General features: G+C 65.0%; 16 protein-coding genes. 6 read left to right on the top strand and 10 right to left on the bottom strand.

Features of this window, described 5'->3' with window-relative positions:
* Nucleotides 1-94: 94 nt before the first annotated feature.
* The 4 genes from NA8_RS23475 to NA8_RS23465 form a co-directional block, all read right to left on the bottom strand.
* Nucleotides 95-298, bottom strand: a complete 204-nt coding sequence (locus NA8_RS23475; RefSeq protein WP_063052552.1) for a hypothetical protein — start codon at nt 296-298, stop codon at nt 95-97.
* A 196-nt stretch (nt 299-494) separates the two neighbouring features.
* Nucleotides 495-650, bottom strand: coding sequence for a DUF6131 family protein (locus NA8_RS34455; RefSeq protein WP_169810549.1), 156 nt, complete (start codon nt 648-650; stop codon nt 495-497).
* A 929-nt stretch (nt 651-1579) separates the two neighbouring features.
* Nucleotides 1580-1948, bottom strand: coding sequence for a hypothetical protein (locus NA8_RS23470; RefSeq protein ID WP_063052513.1), 369 nt, complete (start codon nt 1946-1948; stop codon nt 1580-1582).
* 25 nt (nt 1949-1973) lie between these two features.
* Nucleotides 1974-2300, bottom strand: a complete 327-nt coding sequence (locus tag NA8_RS23465; RefSeq protein ID WP_063052512.1) for a hypothetical protein — start codon at nt 2298-2300, stop codon at nt 1974-1976.
* A 201-nt stretch (nt 2301-2501) separates the two neighbouring features.
* Between NA8_RS23465 and NA8_RS23460 the strand changes: the two genes are divergently transcribed.
* A complete protein-coding gene (locus NA8_RS23460; RefSeq protein ID WP_063052511.1) occupies nt 2502-3944 on the top strand; it encodes a flavin-containing monooxygenase in 1443 nt (480 codons plus the stop codon).
* A 153-nt stretch (nt 3945-4097) separates the two neighbouring features.
* Here the strand turns inward: NA8_RS23460 and NA8_RS23455 are convergent, their stop codons facing one another.
* A complete protein-coding gene (locus NA8_RS23455; protein WP_245663963.1) occupies nt 4098-5081 on the bottom strand; it encodes a LacI family DNA-binding transcriptional regulator in 984 nt (327 codons plus the stop codon).
* A 187-nt stretch (nt 5082-5268) separates the two neighbouring features.
* On the opposite strand from NA8_RS23455, the gene NA8_RS23450 reads away from it, so the two are divergent.
* From NA8_RS23450 to rbsD, 5 genes are read left to right on the top strand one after another with little or no spacing between them, the layout of a single operon-like run.
* Nucleotides 5269-6264: a sugar ABC transporter substrate-binding protein gene (locus tag NA8_RS23450; protein WP_245663962.1), complete on the top strand. Its 996-nt coding sequence runs from the start codon at nt 5269-5271 to the stop codon at nt 6262-6264.
* On the top strand, nt 6261-7229 hold the full coding sequence (locus tag NA8_RS23445) for an ABC transporter permease (RefSeq protein WP_245663961.1): 969 nt from the start codon (nt 6261-6263) through the stop codon (nt 7227-7229). Before NA8_RS23450 ends, NA8_RS23445 begins: the two co-directional genes overlap by 4 nt.
* Before the next feature lie 9 nt (nt 7230-7238).
* Complete coding sequence (locus NA8_RS23440) at nt 7239-8009, top strand: ATP-binding cassette domain-containing protein (protein WP_063052508.1); 771 nt, start codon at nt 7239-7241, stop codon at nt 8007-8009.
* A complete protein-coding gene (locus NA8_RS23435; protein ID WP_063052507.1) occupies nt 8006-8950 on the top strand; it encodes a ribokinase in 945 nt (314 codons plus the stop codon). Before NA8_RS23440 ends, NA8_RS23435 begins: the two co-directional genes overlap by 4 nt.
* Before the next feature lie 24 nt (nt 8951-8974).
* Complete coding sequence (gene rbsD, locus NA8_RS23430; RefSeq protein WP_063052506.1) at nt 8975-9361, top strand: D-ribose pyranase; 387 nt, start codon at nt 8975-8977, stop codon at nt 9359-9361.
* A 376-nt stretch (nt 9362-9737) separates the two neighbouring features.
* Here rbsD and NA8_RS23425 read toward each other — a convergent pair whose 3' ends face one another.
* The 5 genes from NA8_RS23425 to NA8_RS23410 are packed head-to-tail and all read right to left on the bottom strand — an operon-like array spanning nt 9738 to nt 14871.
* Nucleotides 9738-10622, bottom strand: coding sequence for a hypothetical protein (locus NA8_RS23425; RefSeq protein ID WP_063052505.1), 885 nt, complete (start codon nt 10620-10622; stop codon nt 9738-9740).
* A gap of 55 nt (nt 10623-10677) precedes the next feature.
* Nucleotides 10678-11781: an SDR family NAD(P)-dependent oxidoreductase gene (locus NA8_RS23420; RefSeq protein ID WP_063052504.1), complete on the bottom strand. Its 1104-nt coding sequence runs from the start codon at nt 11779-11781 to the stop codon at nt 10678-10680.
* Between the two features lie 56 nt (nt 11782-11837).
* Entirely contained in the window at nt 11838-13244 is a 1407-nt protein-coding gene (locus NA8_RS23415; RefSeq protein ID WP_063052503.1) for an FAD-binding oxidoreductase, read from the bottom strand.
* Nucleotides 13241-13429 (bottom strand): hypothetical protein, encoded by a 189-nt coding sequence (locus NA8_RS33985; protein ID WP_157106873.1) that lies wholly within the window; start codon nt 13427-13429, stop codon nt 13241-13243. Before NA8_RS33985 ends, NA8_RS23415 begins: the two co-directional genes overlap by 4 nt.
* Nucleotides 13426-14871, bottom strand: coding sequence for an NAD-dependent succinate-semialdehyde dehydrogenase (locus tag NA8_RS23410; RefSeq protein ID WP_063052502.1), 1446 nt, complete (start codon nt 14869-14871; stop codon nt 13426-13428). Before NA8_RS23410 ends, NA8_RS33985 begins: the two co-directional genes overlap by 4 nt.
* Between the last annotated feature and the right edge of the window lie 76 nt (nt 14872-14947).

Here is a 14947-nt window from a genome sequence, read left to right as displayed (position 1 = left end):
TCGCGACGTGGCGCCAGGCCGGAATCGCCTCGGCCTGGCACGAGTACAGGGATGCCGGCACCGGTGGGGCCGGGAGATCCGTCGCGGTGTCGTGTTACGGGCTGGGTTGGGGCAGATCGCAATCGTTCACCTTGGGATTGACGCCTGCATAGTTCAGCGGGCCCGCGATGACGGTGACCGCGATGGTTGCCGCGCTGGCGCAGTTCTGGTCGCGCTCGGTGAAGTATCCGCGTTGACCGGCGGCGATGACACCGATGATCAACCAGATGAGCAGAAGCAACGGCACTAAACGACGCATCATGCACCTCCACCGAATTCCGGCGGGTCAGGCACAGAGCTTGCCTGACCGCGGCATCGAGTTCGTTTGTCGCGGATCGTCGTTGTCTCGATCGTGTTGTGAGTAGTGGAGTGTCGCATCGTGTTCTCCCTGCATTCGCATGCCGCGTAGGCGAATCGCGGCGCAGCCGGAACTCGGCCCGGCTGCGCGGGATCGGTCAGTAGTAGTGCCGTCGGCCGCCGACGGCATGGCCGGCCATGCCCGCGATCATCAGCACCACGCCGATGAGCGCGACGATGACTCCAGCGGTGACGAGCCACGGGATGCCGAGGAGGAATCCGACGACGAGGAGGACGATTCCGAGAATGATCATGAGCGGTACCTGATTCGGTGCGGAAGGATGGGGTGGGGTCAGTGCTTGAAGGCGGCTCGGGTTCGGTGGGCGAATCTTGCTCTGATACTCATCGCGGCGTCCTTGTCTGCAGTGAGATGGCTCGCGGTTACCGGCGTCGGTCCCCACGAACGGCCCGAGACGGGCGACCTGTCATCGAACAGGGGTCCTGCCGCGGAACGTGGGCCATTTTTCGGCCGCTGCCCGGCGGCGTTTGCCGGACGCACCGGCGGCGATGCCGGGGTGTCCGGGTCGAGCGAAGGTGCAGTCGAAGGGCTGCGGCCCGCCGCGGGCTGAACCGACCAGTCCGCGGTCGTAGCGTCGGCGTCGCGTTCGCCACGGGCGCCCGCCGGACGTCGAGCGGTGACGCTCGAGCCGACTTGCAGATGCACTCGACTCGGCCGGTTTGACAGTGATGATCATGGCGATCCTCGAAGCTTTGGCCCGGATCGGTTGCTCCCCTCAGTAGACGCCGCCCGGAGCGTTATGTCAACAGTGTAGGTCTACACTTGGCATCCGGTGCATTCGTCGCGGTCTGCGTATGACACCTCGCCCGAATTCGGCACTGCGCGCCGGGTGGGCGAGCGCGGTTCCTCCGGCGCGTGCCTGAGATCGGCGGTGAGGATCATCGTCGCGCCGATACCGGCGGCCCCCAGCACGCCGCGTCGGCGCGGAATGTCCGAGCGCTGGGAACATGCGCCCGATGCTCCTCGGCGTAGGCCGCCGCTTTGCGCGGCGAGCCGGGCGCCACACCTACAGTTGCCGATGTTGCCGATGGCGGAGATGACGCGTGCAGGAACTGGTGCACGCCGGGTAACGGACGGGTGAAACAAGCGATGCCCTACGTCGAGGACAATCGGCACTGGATGGCCGCGGCGCGTGAGGTCCTACGGCCCAATCATTATCTTGCGCTACAGAAGCTCGATATGACCGGGCTCGGGCAGTGCGGGTGGGCGTTCGTTCGTATACCAGGCGTACTCGATTCCACTGAGCCAGCCGTTCTCGACCCATAGCATGACCTCGCCGATCGGAGCTCCGTTGCGGTCGGCGACCGCTCCGCTGGCGAAGATTCCGCCCGGCGAACCGGATGCTTGCATCGCACCGGGCCGCACCGCCAGATCGACACTGGGTGAACCGACACCCCAGGTTGCGACGACCTGCGCATACGGCATTTGCGCCAGATACTCGGAGGCGGCGGGGGCGCCCGCCGACAGCAGCTTGGTGACGACGCTGATTTCGAGGTCGTTCAACGCTCGCGGCGGAATCGGTGTACTACTCATCAATCTCCTCGGTTCTCGCGCTACATCATGGAATGTATGCGGTGCCGATTTTGAAGACACCGTCGATCATTGCGCCGCGAATATGGACGGTTTGGCCATTGATTGTGCGCACCAACGGATTCGAGCCGTTATACACACCGCCCGGAACGCCGTGAACGCTCTCGATGATCTTCGTCATCGTCGCTTCTTCGCCACCCGGCGACTTCACCAGTCCATCCAGTTCATGCTTCGGCACGAAGACATGCTCCATCGCCTCTTTGTCCAGCGCGTAAACACGCTCGAGCTCCGCACCGTGGCACGGTCCACCCTCGCCACCGACCTCGACGACCTGTGCGATCGGCGCCGCGGCCAACTGCGGGCCGCACTGCGCATCCTCACTGTCGCCCGGGCCGGATGGCGACCGAGCGAACCCGCACCCTGAACACGCTCAATGCACCGACAACACACTCTGCGCTGTGGCATTCATCGACTGGGACTTCGCGGCGCCAAGTGCGCATCCACGACGTCGCGCATTGGGCTGCAGTACTCGAGGATACGGCGCTAGGCTGGGTCTGTGGCTGTGGTCATCGTCGGTGCCGGTTTCGGTGGGTTGGCGATGGCGTTGGAGCTCGTGCGCTCCGGTCACCATGATTTCGTCATCCTGGAGAAGGCATCCGAGGCGGGGGGCGTCTGGCGGGAGAACACCTATCCTGGTGCGGCATGCGACGTTCCGTCGCCGTACTACTCGTTCTCATTCGCTCCGAATCCACGTTGGCCGAGACGGTATTCGGAGCAGCGGGATATCAAAGATTACCTGAACTGGCTGATGGACGACTACGGTCTGCGCCCGCACATCCGGTTCGACACAGAGGTAACCGGCGCGGAGTTCGATGCGACAACGCGACGGTGGCGAATCGAGACGAACACCGGCGAGATTTTGGATGCCGATGTGTTCGTGCCCGCCACCGGCCAGCTGTCCCGACCGGCAATTCCGGCAATCTCGGGCCGGGAGTCGTTTGCGGGCGTCAGCTTCCATTCCGCGGAGTGGAATCACGACTACGAACTCGCCGGCAAGAGGGTGGCGGTCATCGGAACCGGCGCGAGCGCCGTCCAGTTCGTGCCGCGCATCCAGCCGGTGGTGGCCGATCTGACGGTCTTTCAGCGATCGGCTCCTTACATCTTGCCGAAGCCGGACGCCGCGTACGGTCGTCTGCACCGTTCAACTGTTCGGCGGAGGCCATTGCTGCAAAGCGTGGAGCGGCTACTGTGCTGGTCGGGTGGGGAACTCGGCGCCTTGGGCCTTGTGCGGGCTCGAAGCATCGCCCGCTTTGTCGGCTGGATCGCGAAATGGAATCTGCGCATACAAATTCCGGACGAGGAACTGCGGGCGGCGCTGACCCCGGACTATCCGATCGGAGGCAAGTGTGTGCTATTCGGCAACAACTTCTATGCCGCGCTCACCGAAACCAATGTGCACGTGGTGACCGCGGCAGTCACCGAGCTCACCCCCCGGGGAATCCGGACTGCCGACGGTGTCGAGCACGAGGTCGACGCCATTATCTACGGGACAGGTTTCCTGGCGCAGGAACTATTGGCGCCGATGAAGATCCGAGATCACAACGGTCGCGACCTGCACGATGTCTGGGCCGCGGGCGCGCGGGCCTACCTGGGCATTGCGGTTCCCGGTTTTCCGAATCTGTTCATCATGTACGGCCCGAACACCAATCTCGGCTCCGGGTCGATCATCTACATGCTCGAACGCCAAGCGCGCTACATCCGCCAGCTCATCGAGCATCTCGACGCTCGTCCGGGAACCGCGCTCGACGTTCGCGCCGACATCGAGCAACGCTATGACGCCGAGGTGCAGCGCAGGCTCGCCTCGACGGTATGGGCTTCCTGTGCGAGCTGGTATCGCTCCGAAACCGGTCGGATCACGGCGAACTGGCCCGGACTGGTCAGTGAATACGACCGACGCACCCGCCGAGTCGAGATCGCGGACTACCGGCTCATGTCGTAGGCAAAAGTTTCGGGGGTCCAGCAGTGCCTCGGCACTACCAAGCCCTACCGGCCAGTCACACGCCCCAGCCGCGCGAACAGGTATTGGGCCTAACCCCGACGGTTCCCGCCGCGATCCTTGGAAGCCGAGGATCTCACCGTCGACCAGTAGCCCTCAGAATTCGTCGGGACAACCGCATGAACCCCGGGTGTGAAGTACTGCTTCGAGATTTACCACTCCGGGGCGGGGCATGTGTTCTTCGAGCTGTCGTAACAGCAGATCAATCGCGGTCTCGCCCATGAGACGGGTGGGCTGGGCCATCGTGGTCAGGCCCGGGCGGGTGTAGCGGGAGTATTCGATTCCGTCGAAGGCGACCACCGCGAGGTCGTCGGGGACTCGCAGCCCGGCATCGTAGGCGGCGCGGAGCATACCCATTGCCTGCAGGTCGCTGGTCACGAAAACCGCCGTGGGGCGGCGTGAATCGGCCATAAGGTCGGCCAGTGCGCGGTAGCCCGCAGCACCGCCGAAATCCGTGCGAACGATACGTCCTTCGGCAAGTCCTGCGGCCGCCAGAGCATTTCGATAGCCCTGCACGCGGTCCTCGGCAGTGGACACGTGCGGGCCGCTCAGGCAAGCGATTTCGCGGTGGCCGTGTCCGATGAGATGGGCGACGGCTTGTTCTGCGCCTGCGACCGAATCGCACATGACGTGCGCGCAACGCGCCGGGTCGATGACGCGGTCCAGTGCCACCAAAACCATGCCCGCCTCCGCACAGGCGTCGGCGATGCCGGTCTTCCACGACGACGAAATCGCAAGCAGCCCTTCGACTCTGCGGTCGATGAAGGTGCGCACATAGGCGCGTTCGCGATCTTCGTCACCGGCGGCATTGCCAACGAACAGCGGATACCCCCGCGCGAAGGCAGCCGCCTCGATCACCGCGGACAGTTCGGCGAAGAACGGGTTTGCGCCGTCCGGAATTACCATGCCCAGCGCATGTCCGCGGTTCATGCGCAGGCTGCGCGCGGACATATTGGGCCGGTAGCCGAGTTCGGCAATGGCCGCCTCGATCCGGGCCTTGGTCGCGGGCGCGACCTGCCGCGGTCCGCCGTTGAGCACATAGCTCACCAGCGCCGGTGACGTACCGGCCAGCCGTGCCACGTCGGCTCGTGTAACTGCCATCGGAAATCTCTCCTTGCTCCGACCGTCCATCCAAGCACTCCGCGCAAGTGACTTGACAGCCGGTGACTCGGGTCACACACTACTCATCAACTCGCGTTGATCAACACGAGTTGATACCTGAGATGGATAGGTCGAACTGACGATGAATGCTCGATTCAGGCGTGCAATGGCGCCGCTTGTCCTCATCGGCGCGCTTGCCGCCGCTGCCTGCGGTCGCGGTGGGCAGGACGGGAGCGATGGCGATTTCAAGATCGCGATCGTCACCCGGAACTTCACCAACCCCTATTGGGCGGCATTGCGTGACGGTGCCCTCGCGGAGGGACAGAGGCTCGGGGTGAAAGTCACGGTGCAGGCCGGACAGTCCGAGACCGACGCCGACGGTGAGAACGCCCAGATCTCCACCCTGGCCGCGCAGGGCTACGATTGCTTCGGCGTGGTGCCGGTCAATGCCACGAATGTGATCACCCCGCTGACGCCGTTGGCGCGCAAGAACATTCCTATCCTCGATCTCGACACCCAGATCGATGCGAAGGCCTCCGCGCAGGCCGGGGTGTCGTATGCGAGCTTCATCGGCTCGGACAATCTCGATGCGGGCCGCATCGCCGGGCAGAAGATGCTCGAGGCACTCGGCGGCACCGGCAAGGTCGCCATCCTGCAGGGCATCGCGGGCGAGCAGAACGGCATCAACCGCGACCGGGGCTTCACCGATGCCGTCGCGGGCAAGCTGGAGATCGTGCAGAAGGCGCCCGCCGACTACGAACAGGACAAGGGCCTGCAGGTCACCGAGGCGATTCTGAAGGCGCATCCGGATATCACGGGTGTCTTCGCAGCCAATGACACGATGGGCCTCGGCGCGGCACAGGCCATCAAGAACGCGGGCCGGACCGGCCAGATCAAGGTGATCTCCGTCGACGGCATCCAAGCCGCCCTCGACGCCGTCAAGGCGGGCACGCTGACCGGCACGGTGACCCAATACCCGTATGCCGAAGGACAACTCGCGGTGCAGAGCTGCCTAGCCGAACACCAGGGCAAGAAGCTGCCCGAGCGCGTGGTCTCCCCCATCGCCTTCATCGGCAAGGACAATGTCGACCAGCAGATCGCGGCGTTCCCGCGTCCGATCGTCGCCTTCGACAACCCGGTGGAAGGGCTGTTGAACAAGTGACCGCAGAGGCAACCGAAGAACTCCGCGCGCGTGAGGGGCACACGGAGATCCTCGCCAAGATCGCCGAATTCGCAGCACCGCTAGCCCTGGTCGTGCTGTGGTTGGCGTTCTTCATCGCCACCCCGAACTTCCTGACGGCGGACAATATCGGCGATCTGCTCGTCGCCTCGACCATCCTCACTGTGCTCGCGCTCGGTCAGCAGTTCGCGATCACCGTCGGCGGCATCGATCTGTCGGTCGGCGCCAATCTGCCATGGGCGGCAGCCGTTCTGGGGTATCTGGCCAGCCACGGCTACCCGATGGCGGTCGCCATCGGGACGGCGATCCTCGCCGGACTGGTGGTCGGCATCGTCAACGGCGTGCTGGTCGGCCGACTGCATATGACCGATTTCGTAGTCACACTCGGCATGCTGAGCGTGCTCAACGGCATCACCCTGCTGCTCACGCACGGCAATACCCAGGCTGTGAGTTCCCCCTTCCTGCAACGGCTCGCACTCGACGGCATCGGACCGGTGCGCTGGTTCTGGCTGCTGGCGCTGGTCGCCGCACTGGTCGTGGCGGGCATCGTCTTCCGCACCCGCATCGGCACCCACTTGCTCGCCACCGGCGGACGACTGGAGGCCGCGCGCGACACCGGCATTTCGGTGAACCGGATCCGGCTGTTCGCCTACGCCATGTCCGGATTACTTTGCGGCATAGCCGGTGTCATGCTGGTTGCCCGCAACGGCGGTGCGGATCCGTCGCTCCAGACCACCTACCTGCTGAGCTCGATCGCCGCGGTGGTGCTCGGCGGTTCGTCACTGTCCGGCGGGAAGGCGTCGGTGCTGGGCACCGTCTGCGGTGCGGTGCTGTTCACCTCGCTGATCAACGGGTTCACCATTCTCGGCATCTCGCAGTACTACCAGCCCGTCGCCGTCGGCGCGGTGCTGCTGCTGGCCGCCGGGATCGCCCGCTTCCGAAAGTAGACCAAGAACATGACGATTCCATTGCTGGAGGCGCGCGTGCTCACCAAGTCCTTCGACTCGGTGCGTGCGCTGGCCGGGGTCTCGCTGACGATCCCGGAGGGTGAGGTCACCGCACTGGTCGGCGATAACGGCGCGGGCAAGTCGACATTGGTGCGCTGCCTGACCGGCGTGCAGACACCGGATACCGGGCAGATCCTGTTCAAGGGCGAACCGGTGCGCCTGCGCTCACCGGAGGATGCCCGCAAGATGGGCATCGAGACCGTGTATCAGGATCTCGCACTCATCGACGATCTGGCCGTATGGCAGAACCTCTTTCTCAACCGCGAGCTGGTATACCCGCTCGGCATCGTCAACCGACGGACGATGATCGTCCGCAGCGGTGAGATCCTGCGCGATCTGGATGTCGATGTGCCCTCGGTGCGCACCACCGTGCGCCGGATGAGCGGTGGACAACGCCAGAGCATCGCCATCGCCCGTGCGGTGGCCTGGGGCAAATCCATGGTGATCATGGACGAGCCGACCGCCGCGCTGGGCGTACGGGAGACCGCCGCGGTGGAGAAGTTGGTGCGCGGCCTGCGCGAGCGGGGGATCACCGTATTGATCATCAGCCACGATCTGGCACAGGTCATGCGGATCTGCGACAACGTCGTGGTCCTGCGACGCGGCAGATCCGTTGCGGCACATCGGATCGCCGAAGTGGACGGCGACCGGCTGGTCGCTTTGATCACCGGTGCCGCACCCGGCAATCTGGAGATCACCCCGGACGGAGCCGAGTCGTGACGGTTGTCGTCCTCGGCTCGGTCAACCAGGACATCGTCTGTGAGGTGCAACAGCTGCCGCGGCCCGGCGAAACCGTGCTGGCACTGCGCTCGCGAACCAACTTGGGCGGCAAGGGTTCCAACCAGGCCGTAGCGGCGGCTCGAGCGGGCGGCCGGGTCGAATTCATTGCCAGAATCGGCCGTGATGCCGATCCCGGACTTCGGAAAGCGTTGCGCGAGTTCGGTGTCGAGCTCACTGCACTGCGCGAGGTGCAGGACGCGCGGACCGGAACCGCCTATATCACCGTCGCCGACGGCGAGAACCAGATCGTGGTCGATCCCGGTGCAAACTTCGGCTGGGAATCCGAATCCGAACTCGATACCAGGGCCGAGGCCGACTTGCTGCGGTCGGCCGAAGTCGTCGTCGCGCAGTTGGAAGTGCCACCCAACGTGGTCGAATGGGCCGCGCGGCGGGCGCGGCGGTTCGTCCTGAATGCCGCTCCGGCGACGGCGCTGCCGGATGAGCTGCTGCGCCGCTGCCATCCGCTGATCGTCAACGAATCCGAGCTGTCGGCGCTGACGGGAACCACCGCGCGGACACCCGAGCAGGCATTCCACGTGGCCCGTACGCTGTGCCTGCGGGGGGTGGAGTCCGTCGTCGCCACATTGGGGGCCGCCGGGGCGGTGTGGGCGCACCGCTGCGATGCGCCGGTGCTGGTTTCCGGGGGATATCAGGCTGCGCCACAGGTGAATGCGGTGGATTCCACCGGTGCGGGTGATGCCTTCGTCGGCGCGCTGGCCGTCGCACTCGCCGATGGAATGCCGCTCGGTGGCGCCGTGGCGTACGCCACCGCGGCCGGTGCACTCGCCGTCCAGACACCGGGAACCCACGCCTCCTACCCCACCGGGGACCAGATCGTCACGGCGCTCGCGGCCATCCCCGTAGCCCGGCCCCTCGTCTGACCCTCTTCGACAAGGAATCGAACTTTGCGCACCAGCGGACTCATTCACGCCGAATTGCTCGCCGCACTCACGGCGCTGCGCCATACCGACCTCTTCGCCGTCAGTGACTCCGGTCTGCCGGCACCCGCCGGCGTGCCGGTCATAGACCTGGGCATCACTTACGGACTTCCCCGGTTCGAGCCGATCCTCGAGCTGATCCTGGGAGAGGTAACTGTCGAAGCCGCCTGGGGCAGCCGCGACGTCGCGGACGCTAATCCGGAGGCCGCTGCCCTGCTCAGCGACCTCAACGCCGAGTTGATCGACCACGACGACTTCAAACAGCGCATCGGAGCCTGCCGGTTCGTGGTGCGCACCGGCGAGGCCCGGCCGTACGCCAATGTGTTGCTGCGGGCCGGGGTGCCCTGGCTGTAGCGCTCGGAAACGAGTCGGAGGAAGCGGTAGAGATGGACCTCACGGCCGGCTGGTGCACGGATTCCCGGTGAGCTGTTCCGGAAGCCGGAAGAACTCCGACCAGGTGTGTACCGCGACCAGATCGCACTGCCATGAGGGAGGCAGTCCGATTCGGAAAGCTGAGACGGTCTGTGCGCTTGGCAACCGAAGGAGCACTCGCCGAGCAGCCCGCGGTCCCGGAAGCGGTGCGCCCGCTCGTGGCCCGGCATGGGCGCGGCCATCGATTACAAGCGCGACGACATCAGATCTGCGATTGACCGAGCTGGCCGCCGACGCCGTCGACGTGTTCTTCGACGGCGTCGGCGGCCGCACGCCCGGTCGAGCTCTCGCCGACATCTCAGTCCTTCGGCGCGGGGTTGATTGTGTCGCCGTCCCAGCTCAGATCCGATTCCTCGGCGATCTCGAAAGCCTCGAAACGTTCGTCGGCCACAACCGCGTCGATCAGAGCCCGTGAGCCGGCGACGATCGTGGAATCGAAGTCGATCTCGCTGGCCACGACCCATGCGTGGTCGGCGGGCCAGAGCAGCTGGGGCGTCACTCCGGGGAAGTCGGTCGTCCATCCCAGGCCCGCCGCATGCACCCAGCCGGGGTCGGCGAGTTCGGAGAGACTGGTGTCGAACAGCATGAAGTCGCGTCCCGGCCACTGCAGGAAAGGCCCTGCCTCGACCGCCCGTCTGACCTGCGGCGCGACAGAGGCAGCCAGCTCGGCGTCGATTCGAACTCGCTCGCGCTCGAGATTCTGCGGATCGCCGTCGGTAGACGCGACGAACACCGCACCCGAGGATGTGTTCAGCTCGCCGAATCCATTCCAAACTCCAGCCGCCACCTCTTCCGGTGCCTCGCTGGCTACGCGCAGGTGGACAGTGAGCGCGGCCAGCAGGCTCGGGTCGAACCACCCCTCGACAGTCTGGCCGACTTCCCAGCCGTCGTCGAACGACATCGCCGCCTCGTCCTCATCGTCGGTGAGGTTGCGCCACTGCACCAGCGGATGCATCACTCTGCCGTTGCGCGCGGCGACCTCGGCCCACGGCCACATCGCCTCCTCCACGATCTCGGGATTGCCCCACTCGTCGGTGACCGTGACGTCGCGGCGGGTCGCCTCGACCGGGTGCAGGATCCGCGCATAAGCCTCGAAACCGGTACCAGCGACACTTCCGACCCCGCGTTCGCCGACACGCGCCAGCAGCCACCCACCGCGCTCGAAATCCGTTGTGAATTCCACCCAGCCAGCCTAGTGAGCTGACGCCACTGGGATGCAGTCGCGGCGGACAGGGCCGTCAGGCTGGGAGAGCGACATCCTGGCTTGACACTACCCGGTGGATTCGAAGCGACAGCTTCCTCACACCCAGCGAGGGGAGCTGCTTGACGAATGCCCGGCCGTGCTCCGACTCCGCGTGTCGATCAAGGGCCGATTTCGACGCCCACTCCTCGTAAATGTGGAAGACACCTCGCTCGGACAGGTCAGCACTGACGGCGAACGAGATATTGCCCGCGTCGTGGACCGACTTCGCAACGAGTTCCGCGATGACGGCGCGGGCGCGGTCATGCAACTCCTCGTCGATCACGAGGCGCCCGCTCTGCACGATGACTTCATCGCCGGGCACCGGCCCGGAGCCGAACATCCGGTCGATGTCATCATGCAGCCTCTGTCGGACGCCCGGGGTGAGCGAGACCATGAAGGTGTCATCACGCAAGCCGGCGAGCATGGCGTCCGCGACCTCGTCTGGGCTCTGCATAGCGTCCACGTCAAGTTCTGCCTCGAAGACCTCGGTCGGGATACCGACCAAGGGGACTTCGAGCGTATGCCGGGTGTTGGTGATATCGGGGCAGAGCAGAGTGACGCCGACACCTTGCGGTCGCAGATAGGCATTCAGTGTGCGGGCGAGTCCGATGAGACCGGACTTCGACAACGTGTAGGCCCCGCCTATAGGCACTTGCTCCGGGAACAGTCCGAGGCTCGAAGCTGTGATGATGATGTGCCCGTCGCCGCGCGCGAGCATCTCGGGACCGAACTCGAGAAAGGTGCGGACAACGCCGATGGCGTTGACATCCAGCACGTGCTCCCACCGGTCGAGCGGGATCTGCTCCAGCGGACCGGCCACCGACGTGCCCGCGTGACTCCACACGATGTCCGCCTGGCCCATCTTCTCGGATGTCCGACGGTGCAGGTCAGCGAGATCCTCCCTTCGGGTGGTGTCGCAGGCGACGGCGAGGGAGCGCCGACCGAGGAGTTCGACCTCGGACGCGACCGCCTCGGCTGCCGCCTCGTCGATATCTGCGACGACGACGTCACAGCCGGCACGGGCGAGCGCCAGGACACCGGCTTTGCCGATGCCGGCTCCTCCCCCGATGACGACCGCTGTCTTGTTTCGAAGATCCATTCATTTGCCTTTCACGAAGGTTGTCGTGACCTACGGCGCTGGCAGGAGCTGCGAGCTCAGGCCGTTTCCCACTCGTTGACGTTCTGATAGCCGCCGACACCGGCCAGGTAGTCGACGAAGACCCCGGCCGGATCGCGCTCGGCGCGGATCGCCTTCAGGCGCTCCCAAGCGTCATCTGTCAGGCATTTGACCCTGCGATGCTCCTGGTCGGAGTCGCCCCAGTACTGCCCCTTTGTGAAGGGCTCCAAGGGCTTCATGGCACCGAGCGACCACTGACGGTAGGTCTCATCGGCCGCCTCGTCGCCATAGATGATGTAGGCGCCGACCATCACATCTGTCAGCATCGACATCGCCTGGTCGGGACCGTCGTGCGGGAGGGTGAACTGGAAGAAGGTATGTCCCGGCTCGCTGCTGGGCCGATCCATGACCAGCGTGCGTGCTGCCGCCGCGATTTCGTCGTACGGTCCTTCCAGCCATGCCGACTCGACTCGGTATCGGAGGCCCTTGGGATGTGTGACGTCGACGAACTCGTACTCGCGCTTCATTGTCGTGGGCTGCGCGTTGTTCACCATCAGCGCGTGCTCGAGGTACGGTGCGCTGGCCAAAGGAGCGAGCGCTGCTTCGGCCTCTTCCTTGGTGTCGCAGAAGGCGAGTCCCCATACTGCGAAGACGTAGCCGCCCTCGTGGCCGGGGATATCGAACTGTGGGTTCATCGCGACTGCGACAAGGTGGACGCTGGGTGCGATGTCCTTCTGGGCGTCGCCGAGCCACTCGAGAATTTCGGCGTAGCGCTCAACGGGATAGACCTGCATCGTCCCGGTGAGAGCCTTGGGCAGCGGTCTGGTCTGGAGGTGGAATCGGGTGATGGCCCCGCAGAAACCGGGCCCCGCCCCGCGAGACGCCCAGAATAGGTCAGAGTTCTGATGCGCGTCTGCTCGAACAAGGTTGCCATCGGCAGTCACGACGTCGATCGCCACGACCTGCTCTGATGCCCAGCCCCAGCCCCGATGATTCCACCCCATGCCCCCTTGGAGTAGGAACCCGCCGATGCCGACGGTCGGACACGGCCCGCCGGGAAAGAAGCGTCTGAACTGCTCGAGGTAGACACCCAGCTCGCTGCCGCCCTGGACCGACGGTGTAACGCTGGCAATGCCGGTGTCCTCATCGAAAGAGATCTCCTTATAACCTCCGAGGTCGATCAGCAGTGCGTCGTCGCGCACGCCCCACACCGGAAAGCTGTGGCCGCCAGACCTCATGCCGACCTTCCAACCGCGCTCCTTGGCCAGCCGGACGCCCTCAACGATGTCGTTCTCGGTCTCGGCTATCAGGACAGCCGGTGGAAATCGGTGAGGGTAGCGGCTGTGGAACACCCTTCCGACGCGAGCGTTCTCGTAACCCTCGTCGCCGCGCTCGAACATCGTTCCAGTGAACCGGGCGGTGCCCGTGGTGGGATTGTCGTTCATGGATCGGTATTTCTCCTCTGTTGAAGCCTACGCAGGTCGCTGACATCGACTTCGTGGTCAGCGGCGGCAGGTCGCTGAAATATCGGCGCATCGGTCGATCGATTGACGACGTACTCGGCGAGGTCGGTTTCGAACGTTCCGAGGGCCATGGGCCGGCGGTCGGCTGCTGCGCCCTTGGTGGTCACGGCCAGTCGACGCTGAGGTATTGGATTTCGGTGTAGTCGTGGAGGCCTTCGTGTCCGCCTTCTCTGCCTAGTCCGCTTTGTTTGATGCCGCCGAAGGGGGCAGCGGGGTCAGAGATGAGGCTGCGGTTGACGCCGATCATGCCGGCTTGGACAGATTCGCCGAGTCGTAGAGCGTGTTGGAGATCGCCTGCGTAGATGTAGGCAGCCAGCCCGGTTTCGGTGTTGTTGACGTGGTCGAGGAGGGTCCGCTCATCGTTCCAGGTGACGATGGGCGCGACGGGACCGAAGATTTCCTGGCCGAGAATGTCGGCGTCGGCGGAGACGTCGATGAGCACGGTGGGCGGGTAAAAGTATCCGGTGCTATTTGCGGGGCAGGTTGCGCGCGCCGCGATGCGGGCACCATGTTGAACTGCTTTGTCAACGAGGTTGGTGATGGTGCTGACGGCTTCGGCGTTGATGAGAGGCCCGATTTGGTTGTCTGGGTCGCAGGCGGGGCCGACGCGCAGCCCGCAGACGCGGTCGGCGAAGCGTGTGGTGAATTCTGCTGCGACGTCCTGGTGGATATAGAACCGATTAGCCGCAGTGCAGGCTTGGCCGCTGTTGCGGAATTTCGCGATCATGGCACCGGCGACGGCCTGGTCGAGGTCTGCGTCACGGGTGACGATGAACGGTGCGTTGCCGCCGAGTTCCATGGAGGAATTAACGACACGGTCGGCGGCTTGGTGTAGCAGCAGCCGACCGACAGGGGTGGAGCCCGTGAACGAGATTTTCCGGACGCGGGGATCATGCAGCCATGTGCTGACAACTACGGCGGGATCAGTGGACGGCACGACGTTGACGACACCGTCGGGCAACCCCGCTTCAGACAGGATCTTCGCCAGACTCAGGGCTGTCAGTGGCGTCTCGGCTGCTGGTTTGAGGACGACGGTGCAGCCGGCGGCCAGAGCGGGCCCGACTTTGCGGGTAACCATTGCAGCGGGAAAGTTCCATGGTGTGACCAGGGCGGCGATGCCGATCGGTTGACGGCGGACGATGGAGCGGGTACCGCCAGCCGGGGCGTGGGTGTAGGTGCCGTCGTTTCGGACGGCTTCTTCGGCGAACCATCGCAAATATTCCGCGGCATAGGTTACCTCTGCGCCGGCGTCAGCGCCGCATTTTCCGTTTTCGGCGACGATGAGTTCTGCCAGTTCCCGACGGCTTCGAAGCATGATTTCAAAGGCGGTGTACAAAATTTCCGACCGCCGGCGCGGCGACGTTCGGGCCCATCCGGTTGCCGCTGAGGCGGCCGCTTGCACCGCGTGTGCGGCGTCGGTCGCATCGCCGTCGGCGACAGTGGCGATGACCTGCCCGTCGGCGGGATTGTCGACGCTGAACAGGCGGCCGGAGCCAATGGTCCAGTGTCCGCCGATGAAAAGGCCGTTCGGGGTGTCGGGGGTGACCATGTGAAACCTTCTGTTCGCGTGCTTGCAGATGCCGTAGGCCGGAGGACTTGCAGGGCGCAACGCGGCGGGCTCTACG

Source organism: Nocardia arthritidis NBRC 100137 (genome assembly GCF_001612765.1).
Taxonomy (GTDB): Bacteria; Actinomycetota; Actinomycetes; order Mycobacteriales; family Mycobacteriaceae; genus Nocardia; species Nocardia arthritidis.
Note: the sequence above shows the minus strand (reverse complement) of the source record. Positions and strands in the feature narration are given on the sequence as shown.